21 protein-coding genes are annotated in these 22,903 nt (G+C 71.9%); 6 read left to right on the forward strand and 15 right to left on the reverse strand.

The window, feature by feature from the left end; all coding sequences use genetic code 11:
* Positions 1–2 precede the first annotated feature (2 nt).
* Positions 3–812, forward strand: a complete 810-nt coding sequence (locus AB0M36_RS20470) for a TrmH family RNA methyltransferase (RefSeq protein ID WP_364159725.1) — start codon at positions 3–5, stop codon at positions 810–812.
* A 70-nt stretch (positions 813–882) separates the two neighbouring features.
* On the forward strand, positions 883–2,499 hold the full coding sequence (locus AB0M36_RS20475) for a methyl-accepting chemotaxis protein (RefSeq protein ID WP_364159727.1): 1,617 nt from the start codon (positions 883–885) through the stop codon (positions 2,497–2,499).
* A gap of 3 nt (positions 2,500–2,502) precedes the next feature.
* Here the strand turns inward: AB0M36_RS20475 and AB0M36_RS20480 are convergent, their stop codons facing one another.
* On the reverse strand, positions 2,503–3,438 hold the full coding sequence (locus AB0M36_RS20480) for an RDD family protein (protein ID WP_364159729.1): 936 nt from the start codon (positions 3,436–3,438) through the stop codon (positions 2,503–2,505).
* On the opposite strand from AB0M36_RS20480, the gene AB0M36_RS20485 reads away from it, so the two are divergent.
* Positions 3,437–4,468: a stage II sporulation protein M gene (locus AB0M36_RS20485; RefSeq protein WP_364159731.1), complete on the forward strand. Its 1,032-nt coding sequence runs from the start codon at positions 3,437–3,439 to the stop codon at positions 4,466–4,468. The genes AB0M36_RS20480 and AB0M36_RS20485 overlap by 2 nt on opposite strands.
* A gap of 5 nt (positions 4,469–4,473) precedes the next feature.
* Here AB0M36_RS20485 and AB0M36_RS20490 read toward each other — a convergent pair whose 3' ends face one another.
* The 5 genes from AB0M36_RS20490 to AB0M36_RS20510 are packed head-to-tail and all read right to left on the reverse strand — an operon-like array spanning position 4,474 to position 9,508.
* Complete coding sequence (locus tag AB0M36_RS20490) at positions 4,474–5,790, reverse strand: DUF58 domain-containing protein (protein ID WP_364159733.1); 1,317 nt, start codon at positions 5,788–5,790, stop codon at positions 4,474–4,476.
* A gap of 7 nt (positions 5,791–5,797) precedes the next feature.
* Positions 5,798–6,775: a MoxR family ATPase gene (locus tag AB0M36_RS20495; RefSeq protein ID WP_364159735.1), complete on the reverse strand. Its 978-nt coding sequence runs from the start codon at positions 6,773–6,775 to the stop codon at positions 5,798–5,800.
* On the reverse strand, positions 6,772–8,106 hold the full coding sequence (locus AB0M36_RS20500) for a DUF4350 domain-containing protein (RefSeq protein ID WP_364159737.1): 1,335 nt from the start codon (positions 8,104–8,106) through the stop codon (positions 6,772–6,774). The genes AB0M36_RS20495 and AB0M36_RS20500 overlap by 4 nt, the downstream gene beginning before the upstream one ends.
* Positions 8,103–8,687, reverse strand: a complete 585-nt coding sequence (locus AB0M36_RS20505) for a DUF4129 domain-containing protein (protein WP_364159739.1) — start codon at positions 8,685–8,687, stop codon at positions 8,103–8,105. Before AB0M36_RS20505 ends, AB0M36_RS20500 begins: the two co-directional genes overlap by 4 nt.
* Positions 8,684–9,508, reverse strand: coding sequence for a hypothetical protein (locus tag AB0M36_RS20510; protein WP_364159741.1), 825 nt, complete (start codon positions 9,506–9,508; stop codon positions 8,684–8,686). The genes AB0M36_RS20505 and AB0M36_RS20510 overlap by 4 nt, the downstream gene beginning before the upstream one ends.
* A 141-nt stretch (positions 9,509–9,649) precedes the next feature.
* Between AB0M36_RS20510 and AB0M36_RS20515 the strand changes: the two genes are divergently transcribed.
* Positions 9,650–11,446 carry a 5'-nucleotidase C-terminal domain-containing protein gene (locus AB0M36_RS20515; RefSeq protein WP_364159743.1) on the forward strand — a complete coding sequence of 599 codons (1,797 nt, stop codon included), beginning with the start codon at positions 9,650–9,652 and terminating at the stop codon, positions 11,444–11,446.
* 60 nt (positions 11,447–11,506) lie between these two features.
* On the opposite strand, the gene AB0M36_RS20520 is transcribed toward AB0M36_RS20515, so the two are convergent.
* The 4 genes from AB0M36_RS20520 to AB0M36_RS20535 all read right to left on the reverse strand — a co-directional run bounded on the left by AB0M36_RS20520 (position 11,507) and on the right by AB0M36_RS20535 (position 15,602).
* Positions 11,507–12,493 carry a hypothetical protein gene (locus AB0M36_RS20520; RefSeq protein WP_364159745.1) on the reverse strand — a complete coding sequence of 329 codons (987 nt, stop codon included), beginning with the start codon at positions 12,491–12,493 and terminating at the stop codon, positions 11,507–11,509.
* 161 nt (positions 12,494–12,654) lie between these two features.
* The gene (locus tag AB0M36_RS20525) at positions 12,655–14,196 is read right to left on the reverse strand and encodes a serine/threonine-protein kinase (protein ID WP_364159747.1); all 1,542 of its coding nucleotides are present in this window, start codon (positions 14,194–14,196) and stop codon (positions 12,655–12,657) included.
* Between the two features lie 226 nt (positions 14,197–14,422).
* On the reverse strand, positions 14,423–14,998 hold the full coding sequence (locus tag AB0M36_RS20530; protein WP_364159749.1) for a YdeI/OmpD-associated family protein: 576 nt from the start codon (positions 14,996–14,998) through the stop codon (positions 14,423–14,425).
* An 85-nt stretch (positions 14,999–15,083) separates the two neighbouring features.
* Positions 15,084–15,602 (reverse strand): hypothetical protein, encoded by a 519-nt coding sequence (locus AB0M36_RS20535; protein WP_364159751.1) that lies wholly within the window; start codon positions 15,600–15,602, stop codon positions 15,084–15,086.
* 337 nt (positions 15,603–15,939) lie between these two features.
* Here AB0M36_RS20535 and AB0M36_RS20540 point away from each other — a divergent pair, with 337 nt between their 5' ends.
* Complete coding sequence (locus tag AB0M36_RS20540; RefSeq protein WP_364159753.1) at positions 15,940–16,308, forward strand: STAS domain-containing protein; 369 nt, start codon at positions 15,940–15,942, stop codon at positions 16,306–16,308.
* A 22-nt stretch (positions 16,309–16,330) separates the two neighbouring features.
* Here the strand turns inward: AB0M36_RS20540 and AB0M36_RS20545 are convergent, their stop codons facing one another.
* The 4 genes from AB0M36_RS20545 to AB0M36_RS20560 form a co-directional block, all read right to left on the reverse strand.
* Positions 16,331–17,173: a 5'/3'-nucleotidase SurE gene (locus AB0M36_RS20545; RefSeq protein ID WP_364159755.1), complete on the reverse strand. Its 843-nt coding sequence runs from the start codon at positions 17,171–17,173 to the stop codon at positions 16,331–16,333.
* A gap of 34 nt (positions 17,174–17,207) precedes the next feature.
* On the reverse strand, positions 17,208–18,146 hold the full coding sequence (locus AB0M36_RS20550; RefSeq protein WP_364159757.1) for a PfkB family carbohydrate kinase: 939 nt from the start codon (positions 18,144–18,146) through the stop codon (positions 17,208–17,210).
* 94 nt (positions 18,147–18,240) lie between these two features.
* The gene (locus tag AB0M36_RS20555) at positions 18,241–18,546 is read right to left on the reverse strand and encodes a hypothetical protein (RefSeq protein WP_364159759.1); all 306 of its coding nucleotides are present in this window, start codon (positions 18,544–18,546) and stop codon (positions 18,241–18,243) included.
* Positions 18,543–19,457, reverse strand: coding sequence for a cation diffusion facilitator family transporter (locus AB0M36_RS20560; protein WP_364159761.1), 915 nt, complete (start codon positions 19,455–19,457; stop codon positions 18,543–18,545). Before AB0M36_RS20560 ends, AB0M36_RS20555 begins: the two co-directional genes overlap by 4 nt.
* 134 nt (positions 19,458–19,591) lie before the next feature.
* On the opposite strand from AB0M36_RS20560, the gene AB0M36_RS20565 reads away from it, so the two are divergent.
* Positions 19,592–20,524, forward strand: a complete 933-nt coding sequence (locus AB0M36_RS20565; protein WP_364159763.1) for a superoxide dismutase — start codon at positions 19,592–19,594, stop codon at positions 20,522–20,524.
* 4 nt (positions 20,525–20,528) lie between these two features.
* Here AB0M36_RS20565 and AB0M36_RS20570 read toward each other — a convergent pair whose 3' ends face one another.
* A complete protein-coding gene (locus AB0M36_RS20570) occupies positions 20,529–22,664 on the reverse strand; it encodes an AAA family ATPase (RefSeq protein WP_364159765.1) in 2,136 nt (711 codons plus the stop codon).
* Between the last annotated feature and the right edge of the window lie 239 nt (positions 22,665–22,903).

Consider the following 22,903-nt stretch of genomic DNA (forward strand, 5'->3'; position numbering starts at 1 on the left):
GCGTGCCGAGGACCTTGAGGATCACCACCCGTAACGCCACCTTCCAGCAATGGCAGGCACTGCTGACCAACCGCGCCAAGCGGCAGCGGGCCGGGGAATTCCTGGTGCAGGGCGTACGCCCGATCTCGCTGGCCGTGGAGCGCGGCCATCAGATCCGGGCACTGCTCTCCGCCGAGGAACCCGGCCTGTCCCGGTGGGCGCGGGACGTGATCGAGAAAACGGCGGCGCCGCGGGCGCTGCTCTCCGCCGAGCTCATGCGGGAACTGGGCGGCAAGGACGACGAGACGCCCGAGCTGCTGGCCGCCGTGGGGCTGCCCGCCGACGACCTGGCGCGGATCCCGGTGGGCCCGGACCTGCTGGTGGTGGCCTTCGACCGGCCCACGACCCCGGGCAACATCGGCACGCTGGTGCGTTCGGCGGACGCGTTCGGGGCGGCCGGCGTGATCGTCACCGGGCACGCCGCCGATCCGTACGACCCGCGGGCGGTGCGTGCGTCCACCGGATCGCTGTTCGCCCTGCCCGTGGTGCGGGTGCCGAGCCACCGGGAGGTGCTCGACTGGGTGCGGACGCTCGGCGTGGGAGCGCAGGTCGTCGGCACCGACGAGGGCGGGTCGGTCGACATCGCCGAGCACGACCTCACCGGGCCGACCGTGCTGGCGGTCGGCAACGAGACCCACGGCCTCAGCGCGGCCTGGCGCGAGGGATGCCACCGGATGGTCCGGATTCCGATGGTCGGGGCGGCGAGCTCGCTCAACGCGGCGTCGGCCGGCACCGTCGCGCTCTACGAGGCGGCCCGACAGCGACGCGGATGACACTTTCTCAGGACCGGGCCGAAACGGTCGAAGAGGCGGGTGAAACCTAAAACCCACCGGAGAGCAACCCGTGCGTATCTCAGACGTCAGCGTCGGCAAGCGGCTCGGCGCGTCCTTCCTCGTGCTCGCCAGTCTGATCGTCGTCGCCGCCGGTGCGGGCTGGTGGGGCATGCGGCAACAGAGCGCGGCCCAGCACCGGGTGGCGGAATTGGAACGGGTCCGGAGCAAAATTCAGGACGTCGAGTACTACGCCGCCGACGCCTCCGGGTGGCAGTCCCTCTGGGTGAACGACGTCGCCGCCTTCGGGTTCGAATACCTCGCCGGGGAGGACGAGTTCAACCGCCAGGGGCTGCTGGACACCAAGGACTCGGTGTACAAGCTCTTGGAGAGCATCGACGAAGAGGTCCTCACCGACGCGGAGAAGGCCACGTTCGCCAAGCTCAAGCCGGCCTGGGACGACTTCTTCGCCTGGGACGACAAGCTCTTGTCGTGGCTCGAGGCGGATGACAGCAAGGCCACCCTGCAGAAGGTCATGGGCAGCATCAACGACGGCGAGGCGTCCGACTCGTGGGGTCTCGTGCTCGACACCACCAGTGAGCTCTACAAATCGGTCGTGGACCGCGTCGACAAGGTGACCGCCGAGTCGAAGGCCGTCCAGGCCCGGAGTGTGCAGGTGCTCGGCGTCACGCTGCTGGTCGCCCTGATCCTGGCGATCCTGCTGGCCGTCTGGGCGACCCGTTCGGTGGTGGGTCCGTTATCGGTCGTCGTCGCCGCGCTCGGCCGGCTGGCCGGGCGGGATCTCACGGTCCGCACCGATCTGAAGCGCGACGACGAACTCGGCCGCCTCGGCAAGGCGTTGAACACGACCGCGGAGTCGCTCCGGGAGACCGTCTCGGCGATCGCCGGGCACGCGGGGACGATCTCCACCGCGTCCGTCGACCTGTCCGAGATCTCCGGCCGGGTTACCGAGTCCAGCAACCACGTCGACAAGCAGGCGTCCGCGGTCGCCGAGGCCGCCGGGGACGTCTCCGGCAACGTGCGCACGCTCGAGGCGGGCAGTCGCGAGATGGGCTCGGCCATCGACGAGATCAGCCGCAACGCCGGCGAGGCGGCGCGGGTCGCGGCCGAGGCCGTCACCGTGGTCAACCGGACCAACGTCAGCGTCGGCAAGCTGGGGGAGTCCTCCGCCGAGATCAGCGCGGCGGTACGGATGATCACGTCGATCGCCGAGCAGACCAACCTACTCGCGCTCAACGCCACGATCGAGGCCGCCCGGGCCGGCGAGATGGGCAAGGGCTTCGCGGTGGTGGCCGGCGAGGTCAAGGACCTGGCCCAGGAGACGGCGAAGGCCACGGAGGACATCGCCCGCCTGGTGCAGACGATCCAGTCCGACACCGGCGACGCGACCACCGCGATCGCCGAGATCGGCAACGTGGTGAGCCGGATCAGCGACTTCCAGACGCTGATCGCCGCGGCGGTGGAGGAGCAGACCGCGACCACCGGCGAGATGGGCCGCAACGTGGCCGAGGCGGCGCAGAGCAGCCGGGACATCGCGCAGAACATCGCCGGGGTGTCGGCCGCCGTCGGCGAGACCACGACGGTGGTGCGGCAGGCTCAGGCCTCGGCCGAGGACCTGGCCCGCACGAGCAGTGAGCTGGAGCGGCTGGTCGCCGGATTCACCGTCTGACGCTCAGGAGGGCCGGCCCTCCTCCTTCATCACGCCGAGCAGGGGTGGGTTCGTGCCCGCCGGGTCCCAGGTGGGTTCGGTGGCGCGGGCCCACTCGAGCCGGCCGAAGCCGGGCCAGATGCGCTGGGTCAGCGCCCGGGTCGCGTGCGCCCGGCCGGCGGCGCGGCGGCGGCGTTCGGCGAGGACCGCGCTGAGGAACGCCCACGGCGGCACGCCGGGCGGGACCGGCTGGGCGATCTTCTCGCTCACCTCGGCGGCGAGGGAGTGCGCGAACCGGCCGTTCATCGGCTGCCGGATGTCGGCGGCCCGGGCCAGGTAATGCCGCACGGCCAGGGCGAGGTCGTCGTCGAGGTTGGTCAGGTCGAGCCCGGCGGCCCAGGCGGCGAGCGGCGGCGGCATCGCCGGCACCCAGCCCCACGGCGCCGGGGAGCGCTCGTGGATCACGTACGTGCCGGCGGCGAGGTCGCCCAGGCGCCGGCCCTGTGGCGAGAACAACATCGTGGTCAGCGCCACGGCCCAGGTCAGCGGCGGGAAGAGCAGGCCGGGCCACTCCACGGAGACGCCGACGAGGCTGCGCACGAGGGCGTGGCGTACCCGGATCGGGCCGCCGTCCTCGCGGACGACGCGCAGTCCCATAGCCCGTTTGCCCAGGCTGCGGCCGTTGGTGAGGGTCTCCACCACCGTGGGATAGACGATGAACACCACGATCACGATGACGGTGAAGATCGCCTCCGTCAGGGCGTCGTCGGCGCCGCCGAACGCGAGGACGGTCCCGGCGAGGATGGCCAGGACGATCACCAGCAACCCCTGCGCGACCATGTCGAGCAGCAGCGCCAGCCCGCGGGAGCCGATCCGGGCGTGCCGGACGTCGACCTCGACGGCCTCGCCGTTGACGAGCTGCTCACCATGCGCGCCACTCGCCGCCACCGCTACCGTCATGCGGTTAGTTAACCTGATCGCCGCCCGCTACGCTGCGCCGGTGGACCTGGACGCCTATGTCGCCGAGCGCCGCGGAGAGTGGAACCGGCTCGATGCCCTGACCCGGCGCCGCGGTCTGTCCGCCGCCGAGGCCGATGAGCTGGTGCTGCTCTACCAGCGAGCGGCCACCCACCTGTCCGTGGTGCGCAGCCACTCGCCGGACCCGATCCTGCTGGCCTCGCTGTCCCAGCTCGTGATCGCCGGCCGTTCGGCGGTCACCGGCGGCCGCCGCTTCTCCTGGCGCCCGGTGGGCCGCTTCTTCACCACGACGCTACCGCTGGAGCTCTACCGGGCGCGGCGCTGGTGGCTGGCGGTGACGGCGCTCAACCTGCTGGTCGGCGGGGCGCTGATGGCGTACTTCGCGGCCCACCCGGAGATCGTGGAGACCTTCGTGCCCGCCGCGACCGCCGAGCGGTTGGTCAACGAGGACTTCGTGTCCTACTACAGCGAGTTCCAGGCTCAGAACTTCGCCGCGAACGTGTGGACGCACAACGCCATGATCGCCGGTCAGTGCCTCGCCTCCGGCGTACTGATCCTGCCGGTGCTGTGGGTCCTCGCCTACAACCTGTTCAACATCGGCCTGGTCGGTGGCCTGATGATCGGCGCCGGTCACGGCGAGACGTTCTTCGTCTACATCCTGCCGCACGGCTTCCTGGAGCTGACCGCCATCTTCGTCGCGGCCGGGGTTGGCCTGCGCATCGGCTGGGCCTGGATCTCCCCGGGCCCGCACCGCACCCGCGGCCGGGCGCTCGCCGAACGGGCCCGCGCCGGCATGCTCGTGGCGCTCGGGCTGGTGGCGATGCTGCTGGTCTCGGGCATTCTCGAGGCGTACGTGACACCGTCGGGTTGGCCGGACGCGATCCGGATCGGCATCGGGTTCGTGGTCTGGCTCGCCTTCCTGGGCTACGCCCTGGTGCTCGGCGGCGCCGCGGACCGGCGGGGAGAGAGCTCGGAGCCGGATCACCTGCCCGCCGAGCTGCCCACCGCCTGACGCGGTCAGAGCCGGCCGGCCGCCTTCAGCATGAGGTAGACATCGGAGACCTTGGAGGCGAACGTCTCCCGGGGCTCGTCGACCACGATCACGCCCTGCTGCTCCAGCAGCGCCCGGACCCGGGTGCGTTCCGCCAGCGCCAGCTCGGCGGCCGCGGCCAGATGGACGTCCTCCGCGGTCGCTTCGGCCGGTAGGTGGGCCAGGCGGGCCGTCTCCGGGTCGCGCACGCTGGCCAGCACCAGCCGGTGCCGGGTCGTCAGGCGCGGCAGCAGCGGCAGCAGGCCCTCCACGATCGGGGCCGCGTCCAGCGCCGAGAAGATCACCACGAGGGCGCGCTTGTGGTCGCGGCGCAGCAGCTCGCCGGCGGCCAGGCCGAAGTCGGTCTCCACCAGGGCCGGCTCCAGCGCGGCCAGCGAGCTGATCAGCCGGGGCAGCTTGGTGCGGTGGCCGCCGCCCTCGACCCTCGTGCGGACGACGCTGTCCATCGCGAGCAGGTCGACGCGGTCGTCGGCCTTGGACGCCAGCACGGCCAGCAGCAGGGCGGCGTCGATCGCGGCGTCCAGGCGGGGTTCGTCGCCGATCCGCGCCGCCGACGTGCGGCCGGTGTCCAGCACGCAGACCACGCGCCGGTCGCGCTCCGGGCGCCAGGTCCGGACCACCACGTCATGCGTACGGGCGGAGGCCCGCCAGTCGATCGAGCGCACATCGTCGCCGACGACATACTCGCGCAGCACGTCGAACTCGGTGCCCTGCCCCCGCCCGCGGGTGACCACGGAGCCGTCGAAGACGCGCAGCTTCGCCAACTTCTCCGGCAGCAGCCGCCGGGCCGGGAAGCGCGGCAGCACCCGCAGTGTCCATTTCGGCGTCACGGCCTCGTTCCACCGCTGCGACCGCTGCCGGTACGCGAGTCCCAGCGGCCCGTACGAGCGCAGCGTCACCCGCACCGCGGCCCGGTCGCCGTGCCGCGTCGGGGTCAGCGTGGTGGTGACCTGACTCTCCTCGCCGGCGGACAGGTGGAGCAGGTGCGGGGTGCGGTCCGCGCCCGCCGATGGCACCCAGCGGTCGCGCAGCCGCAGCCACATCGACCGTTCGGAGGTGTTCGCGACGGTCAGGGTCGTCGTCGCCGTGTTACCGAGCCACACCGTCGCGTCGCCGTCACGCCGCAGCGACACCGCGCTCAGCGGGCCCGCGACGAGCACGTCCAGCAGCGCCGCGCCGGTCATGACGCCGAGCACCGCGAGGGTCGACAGCCACGGCGAGGGCAGCAGCGCCGGCAGCGGCACTCCCAACGCCATCAGCAGCGCGAAGCGCCTGGTGACCACGGCCGGCTCAGCGGGGCGCGGGCACGGCGCCGAGCACGGACCGCAGCACCGAGTCGGTGGTGACGCCGTCCAGCTCGGCCTCGGCGCGCAGCCGCACCCGGTGGCGCAGGACGGGGATGGCGAACGCCTTCACGTCGTCCGGGATCACATAGTCGCGGCCGCTGAGCCAGGCCCGCGCCTTCGCGACGGCCAGCAGGGCGGTGGTGCCGCGCGGCGACGCGCCCAGTTCCAGCGCGGGGGAGACCCGGGTGGCGCGGCAGAGGTCGACGATGTATTCGAGGACCGGTTCGGCGACGGCGACGCGGCGTACCGCCTCGCGGCCGGCGGCCAGATCGGCGGCGGAGGCCACCGGTCCCACCCCGGCGGCCTTGAGGTCACGCGGATCGAAACCGTTGTGGTGGGCCCGCAGCACGCCGAGTTCCTCCGCGCGCTCGGGCAGCGGCACCGACAGCTTGAGCAGGAACCGGTCGAGCTGCGCTTCCGGCAGCGGGTACGTGCCCTCGTACTCGATCGGGTTCTGGGTCGCCACCACGATGAACGGCTCGGGCAGCCGGCGCGACTCGCCGTCGGTGGAGACCGTGCGCTCCTCCATCGCCTCGAGCAGCGCCGCCTGGGTCTTCGGCGGGGTCCGGTTGATCTCGTCGGCGAGCAGCAGGCTCGTGAAGATCGGGCCGGGCCGGAAGTTGAACGCCGCGGATCGCGCGTCGTAGATCAACGATCCGGTCACGTCGCCGGGCATCAGGTCCGGCGTGAACTGGACCCGCTTGGTGTCGACGTCCAGCGCCGTCGCCAGCGCCCGGACCAGCAGCGTCTTGGCGACGCCGGGCACGCCCTCCAGGAGCACATGTCCGCCGCAGAGCAGCGCGATCAGCACGCCGCCGACCACCGCGTCCTGGCCGATGACCGCCTTGGCGACCTCGGACCGCAGGCGCTGCAGCGCGTCGCGGGCCGCGAGCGCCTCGCCGGATGCCTCTAACGACGTCACGTCGGATTCCCCTCGTCCCTGTGTTGCCTGTTGTGCAGCTCGGTCACGATCCGGACCAGCTCCTGCGCGGCGGTCGCGGCGCGGACCAGCTCCTCGTCGCTGTCCTCGACCCCGCCGCCGAGCAGGTGCCGGATGTCGTCCTCCGGCCACGCCGTGTACGCCGCCACCCGTGCGGCCAGTTCGTCGATCGGGGTGTCGCCCGGAAGGTCGAAGTGCTCGATCAACCGGTTCCGCGCCGCCGACTGTACGGTCTTCAGCGACGCGTCGCGGGCACCCGCCCTGCGGTACAGGCCGCCGAGGCCGCGTACCGTCTCCGCGGCGCGCACCCGCGCCGGCAGGGGCTCGGCGACCGGCGTGCCCAGCCGCCGGGCGGACGCCAGGGCCAGCGCGATCATCGCCAGCGCGAGCAGCGCCAGCGCCGCCCACATCCCGGGCGGGAAGGCGCGGGCCAGCGGGCTGTCGGCCAGCGACTCACCGTCCCGCCCGCCGTCCCCATCCCCGTCTCGGCCCTGCGTATCGCCGGGTGCTCCGGGCGGCTCATCGCCGGGTGTGCCGTCGCCCGACCCGTCCTCGCCGGACCGGCCGTCTTCGCCGCCTCGGTCCGGAGCGCCGGGCAACGGCGACCGGCTTGTTGTCGGGGTCGGCTCGCGTTCATGCAGGTCGAGCCAGACGACCCGGGGAGTCCGCGCAAGCAGGTTGAAGGCGAGCCGCCGGTTGCCGTGCTCGTCGGCGCGGTCGTTGCGGAACGGATCCGCCGCGCCGACCAGAGTCGTCGGGCCGAACCCTGGGGGTTTCAGCTCGACGAGCCCGCCGCCGTAGCAGCTGAACTGCGACTGGTGGACGGGCTCGTATTGCCAGCGCAACGCCGCCGCCGGGCCGGCCGTGGTGGCGGGCTCCGCCGCGCACCCGGGCCGCGGCGCGGCGGCCGTCCAGCGCGGACCGCGGACGACGACGTCGAGCCGGGCGTTGTTCAGCACGCTGCGATCGGGGGCCACCATGACGACCCGGACCTGCGACGGCAGCGCGGCGAACCTGCGCAGATAGACGGGGTGCACCAGCTCCGGCGTGGTCACGAAGAGGGTCGTCGCGCCGCCGGTGGCGACCGCGTCCAGGGCACCCTCACTGCGGGTACGGACGTCGACGGTGACCCGCAGCTCGGCCAACTTGTCGGCGAGCAGCTTCGCGCCGTCGTCCTCCTCGCTGGTGGGGGAGAGGAACGAGGCGTCGGTGGGGTCGCTCTGCTGGACGGCGTGGGCGACGCCGGTGATCGTGGCGAGCGCGAGCACCACGGCGAAGGGCAGGATCAGGCGCAGGCGGCGGGGGTTCTTCACGGCGTACCGCCCCTCATCCGGGCCCGGACCTCGCCGGTCAGGGCGCGCATGTGCTCGTCGTGGGCGCGTTCCGCCGGGAGGTCGCCGTACCAGATCTCGGAGAAGAGCTCGGTCGCGCCGCCGAGCGGGGCCGCCACCGCCGGACGCTGGACGGCGGCCGTCGCGGCGACCTCCGCGGCGGTCGTGCCGGGCAGCGGCGAGATGACGCCGGCCGCGGCCAGGTCACCGACGACGTCGCGCAGCCGCTGCCGGACCGCCTCCGCGTAGCGGCCCTCGGCGGCGAGGCGGTCGGCGAGCAGCGTGCCGTCGCCCAGCACGACGCTGGGCTCGAACACGGGCTCGGCCGTGGCCTGTTCAGGGGCTGTGGTGATCTTCCTCCCGCGCCGGAACCGCGGCAGGCGCCAGCGCGGCTTCCGCCACCGGGGCCTGCGCCACCGGGGCATCCGACGCGGCACCCAGGCCGGAAACGAGTACCAGAGCGCGGCGGTCACCCCGGCCACGGCGAGCAGGAGCAGCAGCAGCAACGGCGGCGAGATCACATCGAAGACCGCCGCCGCGAACTCGTCCCACCACCGGGTCATCGCGGGTGCACCAGCGCCACGGCCGGGTCCTCGCCCCGGCCGCGGGCCCGACTGATGGCGATGTCGAGGCCCTCCGTGCGAATCCGCGTCTCCAGCAGCAGTACGGCGTCGACGCAGCCCAGCGCGGCGTAGGCGACCGTGTTGGCGGCGGCCAACGCGACCGGCGTGAGCCAGTCGAGCCAGTCCGGCTGGTCCCCGGTGACCGACGTGAAGACGGCGACCCACCCGGAGCCGAGCGCGATCCGGACGGCGAACCAGGTCACGTACGCCGCGAGCCGGGTCCACACGCCCCGCATCCCGCCGCGGGCGGCGAGCCGCGCCGAGCGCCCGAACGATCCCGATCGGTCGATCACGAGGACGGCGCTGACCAGGCCGAAGAGCCCGTATACGAAGAACCAGCCGAGGAATCCCGCGGCCGCGGCGACCCCGCAGGCGAGACCCAGCGCGAGCGCCGCGAGCAGCGTGGGCACCGGGCGGGTCCGGGCCCACAGCTGTCGGTGGCGTAACGGTTGCCCGACCAGCGCGGGCCCGGCGGCGGCCGCCGCCACCGCCGCGAGCACGCAGATGATGAAACCCTCGGCGGCGAACCCGGCGGAGACGAGCGTCCACCAGCCCCCGAAGTCATACCGCGACGGCCCATAGAACGGCGGAGTCACGGAGGCGGCCCGCCTCAGCGGCACGAGAAGGGCCTGCTCGAGCGCCGCCAGCACGCCGGCGGTGAGCAGCAGGGGCAGAGCCCGGGCCCGCAACAGGGTCATGGCAGCGTCGAGCAGCTCACCGAGCGTCATCGGACGCAGCGGCACGTCGGGCTGCGCGGGCATGGCGGCGATCTTAGGCGATCGGACCGACTCCCCGGGCACCCGCACGCGGCGACGCCCGGTGGGTCGGCGGCTGCATCGACGGTTATGGTGCTTCGACGGGTGCCTACGAGGCGTCCGGACATTTTCGTCGAAAGGCTCGGAATGACCCTTCACGCAGGCGTTTCGCGGCGCAGCGTGCTCGCCGCTGCCGCGGCCGGCGCCGCCGCACCCGTCGTCGTCTCCGGTGCCGCCGAGGCGCACCCCGGCGGTTCCGGACCCCAGACGTACGACCTGACCGTGCTCGGCACGTCCGACACCCACGGCAACGTCTATAACTGGGACTACTACCGGGATCTCGAGTACGACGACAGCGCGCACAACGACGTCGGCGTCGCGAAACTGGCCGCCTTGGTCAACCAGATCCGCGCCGAGCGGCGGGGCAAGGCGACGCTGGTGCTCGATGCCGGCGACACGATCCAGGGCACGCCGCTGGCCACCTATTACGCCAAGCAGGAGCCGATCACCGAGACCGGTGAGCGGCACCCGATGGCGCGGGCGATGAACGTGCTGCACTACGACGCCGTGACGCTGGGCAACCACGAGTTCAACTACGGGCTGCCCCTGCTCCACCTGTGGATCCGCCAGCTGGGATTCCCCGCGCTCGCGGCCAACGCCGTCGACGCGAAGAGCGGGCGACCGGCCTTCACCCCGTACGTGATCAAGAAGGTTTGCCTGGGTCGGGGCGCGCCGACCCTGCGGGTGGGCATCCTGGGTCTCACCAACCCGGGCGTGGCGATCTGGGACAAGGCCAACGTCGAGGGCAAGCTGGTCTTCGAGGACATGATCGCGACGGCGGCGAAGTGGGTGCCGATCATGCGCGCTCGCGGCGCCGACCTGGTGCTGATCTCCGCGCACGGCGGCGACAGCGGCACCAGCAGCTACGGGCCCGAGCTGCCGAACGAGAACCCGAGCGCGCTGATCGCCGAGCAGGTTCCGGGCATCGACGCGATCCTGTTCGGCCACGCCCACCGGGAGGTGGCGCAGCGCTTCGTGACCAACACCGAGACGGGCACGCAGGTGCTGCTCGCCGAACCGTCGAAGTGGGGCCAGCGGCTCACCCGGATGGACTTCACGCTGGTCCGGGACCGCGGCCGGTGGACCATCACGGAGAAGAAGGCGGCCTCGCTGAACACCAACACCGTCGCCGAGGACCCGAAGGTGCTCGCCGCGGTGAGGTCACAGCACAACAAGACCGTCGCGTACGTCAACCGGGTCGTCGCCAGGTCCACCGAGGAGCTGTCCGCCGCCGAATCGCGGTACAGGGACACGCCGATCCTGGACTACATCAACAAGGTGCAGACCGACACCGTGACGGCGGCGCTGGCCGGCGGGCCACATGCCGATCTGCCGGTGCTGTCCATCGCGGCGCCGTTCAGCCGCACCGCGGTCTTCCCGAAGGGCGACGTCAAGATCAAGGACGTGGCCGGGCTCTACATCTACGACAACACGCTCGAGGCGGTCGTGCTCACGGGCGCGGAGCTGCGGACGTACCTGGAATTCTCGGCCAAGTACTTCGTGACGCTCCCGGTCGGCGCCACGCCGGACCCGGCGACGATCAGCGACCCGGCGGTGCCGGACTACAACTACGACGTGTTCTCGGGCGTCGACTACGACATCGACATCAGCAAGCCGGCGGGATCCCGCATCACCCGCCTGGAGATCGCCGGCGCCCCGGTGGCGGCGGACGCCCGCTTCGTGGTGGCGGTCAACAACTACCGGCGCAGCGGCGGCGGCAACTTCCCGGGCATCGTGAAGGAGCAGGTCTACAACGCCCAGCAGGAGATCCGCCAGCTGCTCATCGACTGGGCCCAGGCCAAGGGTGAGATCAACCCGGCGGACTTCTTCGTGGCGAACTGGCGGCTGGTCCGCGAGGGGGTGCCGGTCTTCCCGGCGAGCTGACGCACAGATGTCTGTCGTGGCGCACCCCGGCCCCCCAGGGTGCGCCACGACAAGCCTGCGTCACCGGTCCTCGAGCGGCCTCCAGTTGCCTTGATCGTCGGAGGTGACCAGCACCCGGCCGGTACGACCGTCGCTGAGCTCCAGCTCGCACATGAAGTCGCGCTGGCCGGCGATCCACTCACCGGCGGCCCGGCAGTCGGCCGAGCTCGCGCTGACGTTCGCCTTCTCGAGCTGCCCGTCGTGCAGCACGTTCTCCTCGAGCGCCGCGACCGTCGCGCCCTCCCGCACGCTCGCGTACAGCGGCACGCCGATGCTCACGGCCGCCACGAGCCAGAAGAACGAGCTGACGGCCAGCATGACCCCGAAGGTAACCCAGTACGGCGCCACGCTGTTGCGTCCTCGCCGAGCCTGACCCGCCCGGCGGCTCGCCGAGATGGCACCCCACACCCCGAAGAAGAAGGTGAAGGCGGCCACCGGCCAGAGGGCCGGCGCCTGCGCCCGCGGCGCGTTACGCATTTCCTCCGGGTACGGGACCATCAGGCCGCCGACCTGGGGCACCACACCGTACGGGTGGACGACGGCCGCGTCCGCCCGCTCGTTCGCGGCCGGCGCGGCGGGCTGGCCAGCGGCCCACGGGGGAGCGGTCGGATACGCGCTCGGCGGGTAGGCGGTGGTCTGCGCGGCGTGGTTCGCCTGGTGCGCGCCGCCGGAATGCTGGAAGCCCGGGTAGCTGGTCGTGGCCGCGTCCGGGGTGACCTCCGGGTACGCCTGGCCGGCGGCCGCGTGCTGATACCAGGCCTGCTCCTCCACCGCCGGCGCGTGCGCGGGGTAGGTGTGCTCCGGCTGCCCCGGGGCGATCGGTGGCGCCTGGTAGGCGACGGCCTGCGGGTAGCCCGCCGCGCCCTCCTGCGGGTAGTGCGGCATGCCGGGCGTGCCGTGCTGAGCGGGCGCGTGGTGCGGGTATCCGGCGGGCGGATACTGCGCGGGCTCCCCGCCGAACCGCGGGTGTTCCGCGTTCGGGGGGCCGTACGGGGTCTGCGTGGTCATACCAGGGGGGCCTTTCCGGTAGCGGCTCGGGTGCAGCGCCGTGCCAGAGACCCCTCCATCGGCGTTCCCGACCCCGACCTGAGAAATTGCCGGACGCCCGCGCGCCGAGTCGGCTCGAGCCGACCCCTGAATTCGTTAGACGCGCTCTAGGTCGAGGAGAGTCAGTTCCCCGCGTCGTCGGCGGCGCCGATCGCGTTTCCGCCCGCGCCGGTGCCGCTGTCGCCGCCCGCGCCGGTGCCGGTGCCGTCGCCGCCGTCATCGTCGGTCGGTGTCGGATCCGGGGGCGGTGACGCCGAGGTCTTCGTCGGCGCGGTGGTCGGCGTCTTCGTGGCGGTGGCCGTGGCCGTGGCGGTCGCTGTCGGGCTGGAGGTGGTCGTCCGAGACGGCCGAGTCGTCACGGGTTGCTGCGGCGCGGTCTGGTTCGGCCGGGTCGTAATGCGCGTCGGCTCCTGCTTCGTCGGCTCGAGCGGGCCTTCGGACTCCTCCTCCGGCAGCGTCGCACCGGGGACCACCGAAGAGTTGCCGGGCTTCTGTTTGGCGCCGTTGCCGCTGTTCACCCAGATGGCCACGCCGAGGCCGCCGGCCAGCAGGAACAGGGTGATGACCGTGAAGATCACGGCGAGCTGGGCCTTCGACTGCCGCGGCCGCTCCGGCGCGGGGGCGGGCACCGCCTCCAGGAGATTGCGCTGCGCCGGCAGGACGCGGCCGGCGGCGGCCGGGCTCAGCGGGCGGGTCAGCGCGGTGCCGGTCATGGACTGCCCGTTCATGCGGGAGCCGGACGCGGCGGGACCCATCAGCGCGGTGCTGGTGGCGGCGGGGCGGATGAACGTCGGGCCAGCGACGGTCTCGTCGTGCTGTCCTCGCCAGTCCAGGGTGCTCGCGGCGGCCAGCGCGGCCTCGGCGAACTCGTCGGCACTGGCGAACCGCTGTGCCGGATCTTTCGTCATCGCCCGGGCGACCAGGTCGCGGACGGCCTGCGGCGCCAGGCTGTCGGGCAGCGGCTCGGGTTCGTCCTCCAGGTGACGCAGCGCCACCTGCAAGGCGTTGTCCCCGTCGAACGGCGGATGGCCGGCGATGCAGTGGTACGCCACGGCGCCGAGGGCGTAGATGTCCGTCGCCGGGGTGACGTTGCCCTTAGCCACCTGCTCGGGCGCCATGTAGAGCGCGGTGCCGACGATGGCGTTGAGGCCGGTCACGCTGGTCACCGCGGCGGAGCGGGCCACTCCGAAGTCGACGAGGATCACCGCGCCGCTCGGCTTGACGATGAGGTTGCCGGGCTTCACGTCACGGTGGACCGTGCCGTTCTGGTGGGCGGCGTGCAGGGCGTCGGCGGCCTGCGACACGATCGACATGGTCTCGGCGGCCGTGAGGCGGCCCTGCTGCTTGAGTCGTGCGGAGAGCGGCTCCCCATCGACGAACGCCATGACGAGATAGGCGCACTGATCCTCGTCGCCGGCTTCTCCCGCGCTGTAGTCGTAGACCTCGACGACGCCGGGGTGACGGAAGGCGGCCATCATCCGCGCCTCGCCGTAGAACCGTGCGGCGAACTCGGGGTCGGCGAGCATCGCGGTGCGCAGGACCTTGACGGCGATCGTCCGGCCCAGCACCACATCGGTGCCGCGCCACACGTCACCCATTCCACCGGTGGCGATGCGTTCGTCCAACCGGTAGCGGTTGTCCAGGAGACTTCCCGAACTGAGCACCAGCGGACCTATCTACTCGGGTGTCGCCACGATCGGATCAGGACGGCTCGACGAGGCTCGGGCCGGGCACAACGATACAGATTCCTTGCCATCCGCGGCGAGGTCGGAGGGTGGCGGAAAGCACGCCAAACGGCGCCGTCAATGAGGCGGAAAGCCAGAATCCAGTCCGAACAGGCGTGTCCGCGACGCACCGGATTGGGCGGGTGACCCTGCGTGGCGAGAAGGGTCAGCGCCGGGTCAGGGGAGGAACCGTGCGGGCGGCGGCGGAGTCCGTGATGAGCTGGGACAGCCTGCGCTCTCTGGTGTCCTCGCGCTTCGCGCTGACCACCCAATGGATCGCAGCCCGTCGGTAGGACTCCGGTCGGGAGCAGAACCATCGCCACGCCGCCTCCTCGCTGCGAAAACGCTCTTCCTGCGGGTCGTCGAGCACGGCGTCGGCCGGTTGCTCGTACGAATAGGTGGCGACCTTGTCGGGTCTTCGGCCCTCGAAGGCCCGCAGCCCGGCCGGGTGCATCAACCCGGCCTCGGTCAGCCTCGCGACGGTGGCGACATTGACCGCGCTCCAGACGCTGCCCCCGCGGCGGGGGGTGAAGCGGACCTGGTAGCGGTCCTCGTCGATGCGCCGACCGATGCTGTCGATCCATCCGAAGCACAGCGCCTGGGCGATGGCCTCGGTGTGCGTCACGGTGGCCTTGCCGGTGTGCTTCTTGTAATAGCCGACGAGAAGCTCTGGTTCATCCTCGTGGTGTCGGGTGAACCAGGCCCGCAGCTCTGCCTCGGACGCGAAGAACAAGGGTTCCATGCGCAGAACCTAGCCCCGGGGTACGACAGAACGGCGGTTGGTCGCCGGGCGGCAAAGGGCTCCGCCCGGCGATCACCGCCGGGCCTCAGGGGCCGTACGTGGGAGTGACGACGATCGCCGTCTCGGCCATCTCGAGCTGCTCGTTCTCGGCGCGGCGCTCGGCCGCGGCCCGGGCGGTGGCCGCCGCCGTCCAACCCAGTGCCGCGCCGATCAGGCTGGCACCGATGATCACGCCCCAGGGCAGGCCCGGCTTGCGGCCCGCGAGGGCGTCAGCGGCCCGGTGCGCCCGCGTCCAGGCCTCGTCGGTCGCCGCGTTCATTCGCGCCCCGGCCCGGCCCGCCAGTTTGTGGCTGCGCTCCGAGGCTTTTCCGGCTAGCTTGTGGCTTCGCTTGGCCGCCTTGCCCGCGAGCTTGTTGCCGCGCTTCGACGCCCTGCCGGCCTGCTTCGATGCCTTGTCGGCCAGTTCGGTGGCCTTCGCGCCCGCGTAGCCCGCGGTGATCTTCCCGGCGTCCCTGGCGCTCTCGCCGGCCGACGCCATGGCCGACGACAGGTAGTCCCAGGCCTCGGCGGCGGTGCGCTCGGCCGTGCTCTTGCGGGAGAACATCGTCTCTACCTCCTGCGATCGCCGAATTCGGCGCTCGGTCATTGCTTGGGAGGTGCCCACCCCCGTACGCGCGCAAACGTGCCGTGAACAGCAGTGGTCAGTCGGGTGTGGACGGCCCCGGGACCGATAATCGGTGGACCTCCCTGGGTACGCTTGGTCGCGGGTCTGCGGGTGGCACACAGCCGCCTGTCAGGTTCGAGCACTACTGTTCGGTGCGGTTTCACCGAACCCGACGGGGGTAGTAAACGCCGCCCCCGGCGAGGGTTTTCGCAGTTCAGCGAGGCTCTCGTTCGAGGAAATGACGCCTGGGGCATCCCGGGTGGGTGGAGGTAAAGGCGTGACGTTGTCGATAACGACGTCGATGAGGTCCACCTCTGTGGTGGAGGTTTCACCCCAGGGTGAGATCGACGTCGAGAACGCGTACGAGATCAAGGACGCCGTGGCCGCGCAGCTCGCCGCCGGCGCACCGCAACGCATCGAGCTAGACATGCATGGCGTCACCTTCATTGATTCTGTGGGCATTTCGGCCCTCGTGGCCGCATTCCAGCTCGCCAGCGTGAGCGGCGTGAAGCTGGTCGTCACCCGTCCGAGTCGGTTCGCTCACCGACAGTTGTGGGTGACGGGGTTGCTGGGACTCTTCGGCGCGCCGGAGCCCTGCACGAACTGTGGGGATCCCGCTCACCGGTCGGTGGTCTCCGGGGCCTGACGCGCGGGCGAGGTGCGAATCCTCAGATGGCCGGCGTCTGCACGACGATGTTCTCCAGGTTGATCTTCACGTCGGTGGCTTCCCCGGGCGCTCGGATCGGCGTCACGACCGCATACCCTTCGGCGAGCGCCGCCAGGTCGGTGCCCGGTTCGAGCGGTTCGTCCGCCGCCTGGACCGCCGTGCGGACGAAGCCCTCGCCCGCTTCCGCGATGCTCATCTGCACCTGGCCGAAGCGGGCCAGCCGGGCCCGGAGCAGCCCGCGGATGCCGTCGACGTGCAGGTCCGGCACGTTCACGTTGAGCACGGTGCCCGCCGGCGTGTGAGTCAGCGTCGGCAGGAGCTTGACCGCGAGCTCGGCCGCGCTGCACCAGTGGCGCTTCTCGTCGTCCGCCTTGTCGAGGTCGGCGATCGCCTGGCCGCCGCTGGCCGCCGTGCCGTTGGCGGGGGAGAGGACGTCCAGGGAGACCGCCAGCCCGTGCAGCCCCGCGTGCGAGGCGGTCAGGGTCGCGCCGACCGTGCCCGAGTGGACCACCGCCGCGCCCGCGTTGGCGCCGCGGTTGATGCCCGAGAGCACGATGTCGGGGTGCGGGCCGAAGGCGCCGCGCATGGCCAGCAGGACGATGAAGGCGGGTGACGCCGCCACCGCGTACGCGGGAACGTTCTTGACCCCGGGCAGCTCACGGGGTTCGACGCAGATCTGGCCGTTCTTCTCCACCGCGGTCATGGCCGCGCTGGTGCCGCTCGCCTCGGTCATCGGCGCGGCCACCACCACGTCGAAGCCCTGGCGGGCCGTGGCCCGCGCCAACCACCGGATCCCGGGGGCGTCGATGCCGTCGTCGTTCGTGATCAGGATGCGTGGCGTCATGCTGTGCCCCCTGGGTGGGGTGTGGTGCGGTCGGTCATGCGGGCACCTTCGCCTCGACGGGTGTCAGCCGTACCCGCTCGGTGAGCACCTGGACGGCGTCGATGCGGCCCGTCCCCAGTCCGTGGCGGGTGACGTTGAGGGCGCCGGCGGCGGCGCCCGTACGCACAGCGTCACACAGCGTCCCGCCCTGTGCCAGCACAGCGGCGACTCCCGCGGTCATCGAGTCACCCGCGCCGCGCGACTCGGCGGCCACCATCCTGGGCATGTCGACCTCGTAGACCGTGTCCTCGATCAGCGCCAGTGCCCCCTCGTCGGCGCGGGACACCAGGGCCACCTCGGCGCCGTCGTCGTGCAGTTTGTGCAGGGCCTTGATGATGGCCTCGGTCGAGTCGTCGGCGATCAGCCCGTCGCGCAGGAGCTCCTCGTGGCTGACCTTGACCACGTGCGGGCGGGCCTCCAGGGCGGCGGCCAGGTGCGCGTCGGAGAGGTCGATGATCACCTTGCAGCCGTTGGCGCCGAGGTCGGTGGCGAGCCGCCGGTAGACCTCGGCGGGCACCACGGACGGGTGGGCCGGCCCGCTGAGCACGGCGATGCCGGCGCGCAGGCCCTCGGCCAGCGCCAGGCTGTAGAGCTCGTCCATTTCGTGACGCGACAGGGGCTGGCCCGGATCCTCGGCGAGTTCCTGGCGCTTGCCGCTGCGGCGGTCGTGGACATACCAGCCCGTACCCGACTCGCGCTTTATGGTCTTGAGTGTGACGCCGTGGAACTTGAGCAGCGGCTCCAGCACCCGGCCGACCTCACCTCCGGCGGCCGCGCAGAGGGTGACCTGCGCGCCCAGCAGGGTGATCATCCGGGCCTGCCAGACGCCCTGGCCGCCCGGGTGCACGTGCAGCTCGGGTTTGTCGTGCTGCTGCTCGATGGTCACGGTGAGCTGGGGCGCAGGGACGAACACCATGACCCCTTTGTTACCCATGCGCACAGTCTTACGCCATTGGCCAGGAGTGTGGGCGTGATCCGCGATTTACGGCCTGCCCGCCGAGGTCACGGGCGGGGTGCGAGCGCGGCGGTCAGCGCGGCGCGGCCTCGGTGAGCTCGCGGAGCGCGGTGGTCAGGTCGGGGCGCCCGCGCAGCAGGTCCTCGAGGCGGACGCGCCACTTGCCGGCCTCGACGTCGCTGTTCTCCACCGAGCAGGCCAGGAGGCGCTGCCGCGTGTTGGCCAGTTCGCCGTACAGGTCGGCGCCGAGGCGGCTGAGGATCCGGTCGGCGAAGGCCTCGTAGCCCGGTGCGCCGGCCGCCCGGACGAAGGCGCGGGCGGCGTCCCAGGCGACCTGCGGATGATGGATGACCGGCCGGCCCATGGTCCCCCCGGTCACCAACTGGGTGTGCAGGAGCTGCCGCCGGCCCCGACCGGCTCCACCTGCAGGGTCGCGTGGTCGATGTCGAAGTCGTCGTGCAGCACCTCGCGGGCGGTGGCGAGCACCGCACCGAGCTCGGCGGCCGGCTCAAGACTCAGGTGTGCCGACGCGACCTCCATGCCCGAGGTCAGCGTCCAGACGTGCAGGTCGTGAACGTCGCTGACGCCGGGCACGGCGGCGAGCCGGTCGCGGACCCGGGTCATGTCCAGATGCTTCGGCGCCGCCTGGACCAGAATGCGCACGGCCGAGCGGCCGAGCGCGAACGTGCGCGGCAGGATCATCACGGCGACGCCGACGGCGATGATCGGGTCCGCGTAGGACCAGCCGGTGACCGCGATGACGACGGCCGCGATGATCACCCCGGCCGAGCCGAGGAGATCGCCGACCACCTCCAGATAGGCGCCACGCACGTTGAGGCTCTCCTGCGCGCCCGAACGTAGCAGCGCGAAGGCGACGAGGTTGGCCACCAGGCCACCGATCGCGACGACAAGCATCGTGCCGGCCGGCACGTCCGGGGGATCGGTGAAGCGCTGGGCGGCCTCGACCAGCACGAAGATCGCGACGCCGGTCAGCAGCAGGGCGTTCGCCAGCGCGGCGAGCACTTCGAGGCGATAGAGCCCGAACGTACGCCGGGAGTCGCTGCCCGCCCGCCCGGCGGCGTGGATCGCGGCGAGGGCCATGGCGATGCCGAGCACGTCGGTGAACATGTGGCCGGCGTCGGAGAGCAGTGCGAGCGAACCGGTGAGCAGGGCGGCGACCGTCTCCACGGCCATGAAACCGGCCAGCAGGCCGGCGGCCCACCAGAGCCGGGACCGGTGCTTCTCGCCGGCGCGCAGTGCCTGACCTCCGTGGTCGTGCCCGGCTCCCATGAGCCCACCTTCCGTCGCGGCGTCCAGCCCTCGCCAATATATGTTCACATCGCTATGTATGCAACTTGAACCCGATTGTCATACCCGGGGTATCCAATCGATGACAACTGACCCCGCGTGGAGGGACTCCGCTCGTGTCCAGACGTACCCTCGCGATTGTTGCCCTGACCGCGCTCGCGGTGACAGCCGCCGCGCCGACCGCGCCCGCCGTCGCGGCGCCCGCCGTGCGGGGCGGCTCCGTTCCGGCGGTGATCCGGCTGCCTGACGGCTTCCAGCCCGAGGGCATCGCGATCGGCGGGCTCCCCTACGCCTACTTCGGCTCCCGGGTGGACGGCGACATCTACCGCGCGAGCCTGATCACCGGCCGCGGCAGGGTGATCAGCCAGGGTCCCGGCACCCCGTCGCTCGGCCTCAAACTCGACGGCCGGGGCCGGCTCTTCGTCGCCGGGGGCAGCGGCGGAAACGCCCGCGTGCTGACCGCCGGTGGGCGGGTGCTGAGGTCGTATTCCCTGCAGACCGGCCCGGCCTTCATCAACGACGTCGTGCTGACCGGGCGCGCCGCGTGGTACACCGACTCCGCCAACCCGGTGCTGTTCACACTGCCCCTGGGTCGCCATGGTGCGCTGCCCGCGGAGTCGGTCCGTGTGCCGATCAGTGGCGACCTGGTGTATGCCGCCGGCATCAACGCCAACGGCATCACGGCCACCCCGGACGGGCGAGGCCTGATCGTCGTCCAGTCCAACACCGGCAAGCTCTTCCGGACCACGTACGCGGGCGTGACCGACGAGATCGACCTCGGCGGCGAGTCGGTGCCCTATGGCGACGGCATGTGGCTGCGCGGCACCACCCTGTATGTCGTGCAGAACCGCCTCAACGTGATCGCCAAGATCAAACTCAACAAGCGAGCCACCAGGGGTACGGTCGTCAGCCGCACGACCAGCGCGAAGTTCGACGTGCCGACGACGATCGCGGAGTACGGCAAGCGCTTCTACCTGCCGAACGCTCGCTTCACCACGACGCCGACCCCCGACACCCCCTACACGGCCGTCGCGGTCCGCCGCCCCTGAGCGCCTACGACGTCGAGGTCTTCCACGATCTTGTGCCAATCGTGGTGAGCCGCTGCGTGGCGCGGGAGAGCGCGACATAGAGCGTGCGGACCCCGCTGGCGTCCGTCGCGATCTCGGCGGGCTCCACCAGCACCACCGCGTCATACTCCATGCCCTTGGCCTCGAGCGCGGTCACCACCCGCACCCGCTCCGGCAGGCCGCCCAGCCACGCCGCCATCTCGTCGCGGCGCGGCACCGGCGTGATGACGCCGATGGTGCCGTCGACGTCGGCCAGGTGCTTCTCCGCAGCGTGCCGCGCCACGGCCGGCAGATCCGCCGCCGCGACGAGCTGGTCGACCGGCTCCACGCCCGTGCTGCGCACCGCCCGGGGCAACGGCAGGTCCGGCATGATCGTGCGGATCACCCCGGCCGCGACCGCGAAGATCTCCGACGAGTTCCGATAGTTGGTCGTCAGCGCATAGGTGGCCCGCTTGCGAGAGCCCAGGGCCCGATCCCGAGCCTGGTCCAGCTCCGCGACATCGCCCGGCCACGCCGTCTGCGCCGGGTCGCCGACGATCGTCCAGGACGCGTACGACCCGCGCCGGCCGATCATCCGCCACTGCAACGGGGACACGTCCTGCGCCTCGTCGACCACCACATGCGCGTAGTCGCGGTAATCCTCGTCGCGTCGCACGGCCTGCGCGCGGGCGGCGGCCTGGCGGTCGGAGAACGTGCTGACCTCCTGCACACCGTCGCGGACGTGGAACGGGTTCTTGCTCTTCTGCTGCGGCTTGCGCGGGCGACCCATCAGCTCGTCGAGCTCGTCGAGCAGCGCCACGTCGGCGATCGTCGGGCCGTGCTCGGCGAGCCCGTCGAACGACCCCTGCAACAACCTGATCTCTTCCTTCGACAACAGCCCGTTCGTGTACGCCCGCAGCCGGGTCGGATCGGCCAACCACCGCAGCACCCGCATCGGGGTGAACCGCGGCCACCAAGCGCGCAGGAAGTCCCGGAAGTCGGCGCGGTCGGCAAGCTCCGACTCGAACTCCCGCTTCTCGGGCAGATTGCGGATCGCCTGCCGGGCCTGCGCCCACAACGCGTCGAAGATCCGGTCGAAGCCGTGGCCGCGCACCTCGTTGCGGCGGGCACCCCGCGGCAGCGCCTTGCGCCGTACCCGGTCGAGGTCGGCCGCGTCCAGGCGCAGCAGCGCGCCGCGATAGAGCAGGCGCAACTCGGTCGGCCCGCCCGGAACCGCGTCGTGCGACGCCCGCTCGAGCACCCGACGCATCCGCAGCGAGCCCTTGACCGCCGCGACCGCCGTCGGATCGACCCGGCCCGTGTCGTAGCCCGGAACCAGGGACCCGAGCGAACGCAGCGTCGCGGTCTCCTCGCCCAGCGACGGCAACACCGTGGCGATGTAGTCGACGAAGACCCCGGACGGCCCGACCACGAGAATTCCACCGCCGGCGAAGCGCCCACGGTCGGAATACAACAGGTACGCGGCGCGGTGCAGCGCGACGGCCGTCTTGCCCGTACCCGGCCCGCCCGTCACGATCGTCACGCCGGACGCGGGGGAGCGGATCGCCTCGTCCTGCTCGCGCTGAATGGTGGCGACGATGTCGCGCATGCCACGCCCGGTCGCCTTGGAGAGGCTCGCCAGCAGCGCGCCGTCACCGACCACCCGCAGATCCTCCGGCGCCGCGTCCGGGTCGAGCAGGTCGTCCTCGATGCCGGTGACCCGCTCCCGCGCCGACTGGATCATCCGGCGCCGGACCACCCCCTGCGGATCGGCGGGCGTGGCCCGGTAGAACGCGGCCGCGGCGGGCGCCCGCCAGTCGACCACCAGCGACTGCGACTCCTCGTCGCGGATGCCCATCCGGCCCACGTAGTGCAGCGCGCCGGTGTTCATGTCGAGGCGCCCGAAAACCAGACCCTCGTACTCGGTGTCGAGCGCGTGCCGGCGCCGCGCCGCGTGAAAGACCATCGCGTCGCGCTCGACCAGGGCGCCGAACGTGCCGACCCCGGCGAGCTGATAGCCCTCCTTCTCGGCGCGGGAAGCCTCCCGACGAAGCTCGCCGAGGCGGGCGTACACGCGGTCGACGTGCTCCTGCTCGAGGGCGATTTCCTGCTGCAGGATGTGGACGTCGCTCAAGTCGGTCATGCTCCCCGCTTGTGGATCAGCTGGCTGCGGCCCTACGTCCAGCCGGGCGAAGGGGGCAATCGAACTTACTCCTGCCCGGTTGCCGAGTCGACGGCGGCACGCCCGATCCCGCGGGTCCGGCGGCCGATGTCGGTTCATCGTCGCTTCCGAGCGGTTCTCCGGGCCGGCTTTCCGCCCGCGTTCCGGGTCCTCCGGCCGGCCTTTCCGCCTCCCGTTTCCCGCCTTGCGCCTGCGCCTTG

The organism is Actinoplanes sp. NPDC051346 (assembly GCF_040682215.1).
Lineage (GTDB): Bacteria > Actinomycetota > Actinomycetes > Mycobacteriales > Micromonosporaceae > Actinoplanes.

What these genes read in the sequence shown, in the direction of transcription:
- AB0M36_RS20535 (WP_364159751.1), bottom strand. Translation starts at nt 15,602, where the DNA reads ATGTTCTCCCGCAAGAGCACGGCCGAGCGCACCGCCGCCGAGGCCTGG.
- AB0M36_RS20505 (WP_364159739.1), bottom strand. Translation starts at nt 8,687, where the DNA reads ATGACCCGGTGGTGGGACGAGTTCGCGGCGGCGGTCTTCGATGTGATC.
- AB0M36_RS20480 (WP_364159729.1), bottom strand. Translation starts at nt 3,438, where the DNA reads ATGACGGTAGCGGTGGCGGCGAGTGGCGCGCATGGTGAGCAGCTCGTC.
- AB0M36_RS20570 (WP_364159765.1), bottom strand. Translation starts at nt 22,664, where the DNA reads ATGACCGACTTGAGCGACGTCCACATCCTGCAGCAGGAAATCGCCCTC.
- AB0M36_RS20485 (WP_364159731.1), top strand. Translation starts at nt 3,437, where the DNA reads ATGCGGTTAGTTAACCTGATCGCCGCCCGCTACGCTGCGCCGGTGGAC.
- AB0M36_RS20515 (WP_364159743.1), top strand. Translation starts at nt 9,650, where the DNA reads ATGACCCTTCACGCAGGCGTTTCGCGGCGCAGCGTGCTCGCCGCTGCC.
- AB0M36_RS20520 (WP_364159745.1), bottom strand. Translation starts at nt 12,493, where the DNA reads ATGACCACGCAGACCCCGTACGGCCCCCCGAACGCGGAACACCCGCGG.
- AB0M36_RS20545 (WP_364159755.1), bottom strand. Translation starts at nt 17,173, where the DNA reads ATGACGCCACGCATCCTGATCACGAACGACGACGGCATCGACGCCCCC.
- AB0M36_RS20530 (WP_364159749.1), bottom strand. Translation starts at nt 14,998, where the DNA reads ATGGAACCCTTGTTCTTCGCGTCCGAGGCAGAGCTGCGGGCCTGGTTC.
- AB0M36_RS20560 (WP_364159761.1), bottom strand. Translation starts at nt 19,457, where the DNA reads ATGGGAGCCGGGCACGACCACGGAGGTCAGGCACTGCGCGCCGGCGAG.
- AB0M36_RS20550 (WP_364159757.1), bottom strand. Translation starts at nt 18,146, where the DNA reads ATGGGTAACAAAGGGGTCATGGTGTTCGTCCCTGCGCCCCAGCTCACC.
- AB0M36_RS20510 (WP_364159741.1), bottom strand. Translation starts at nt 9,508, where the DNA reads ATGCCCGCGCAGCCCGACGTGCCGCTGCGTCCGATGACGCTCGGTGAG.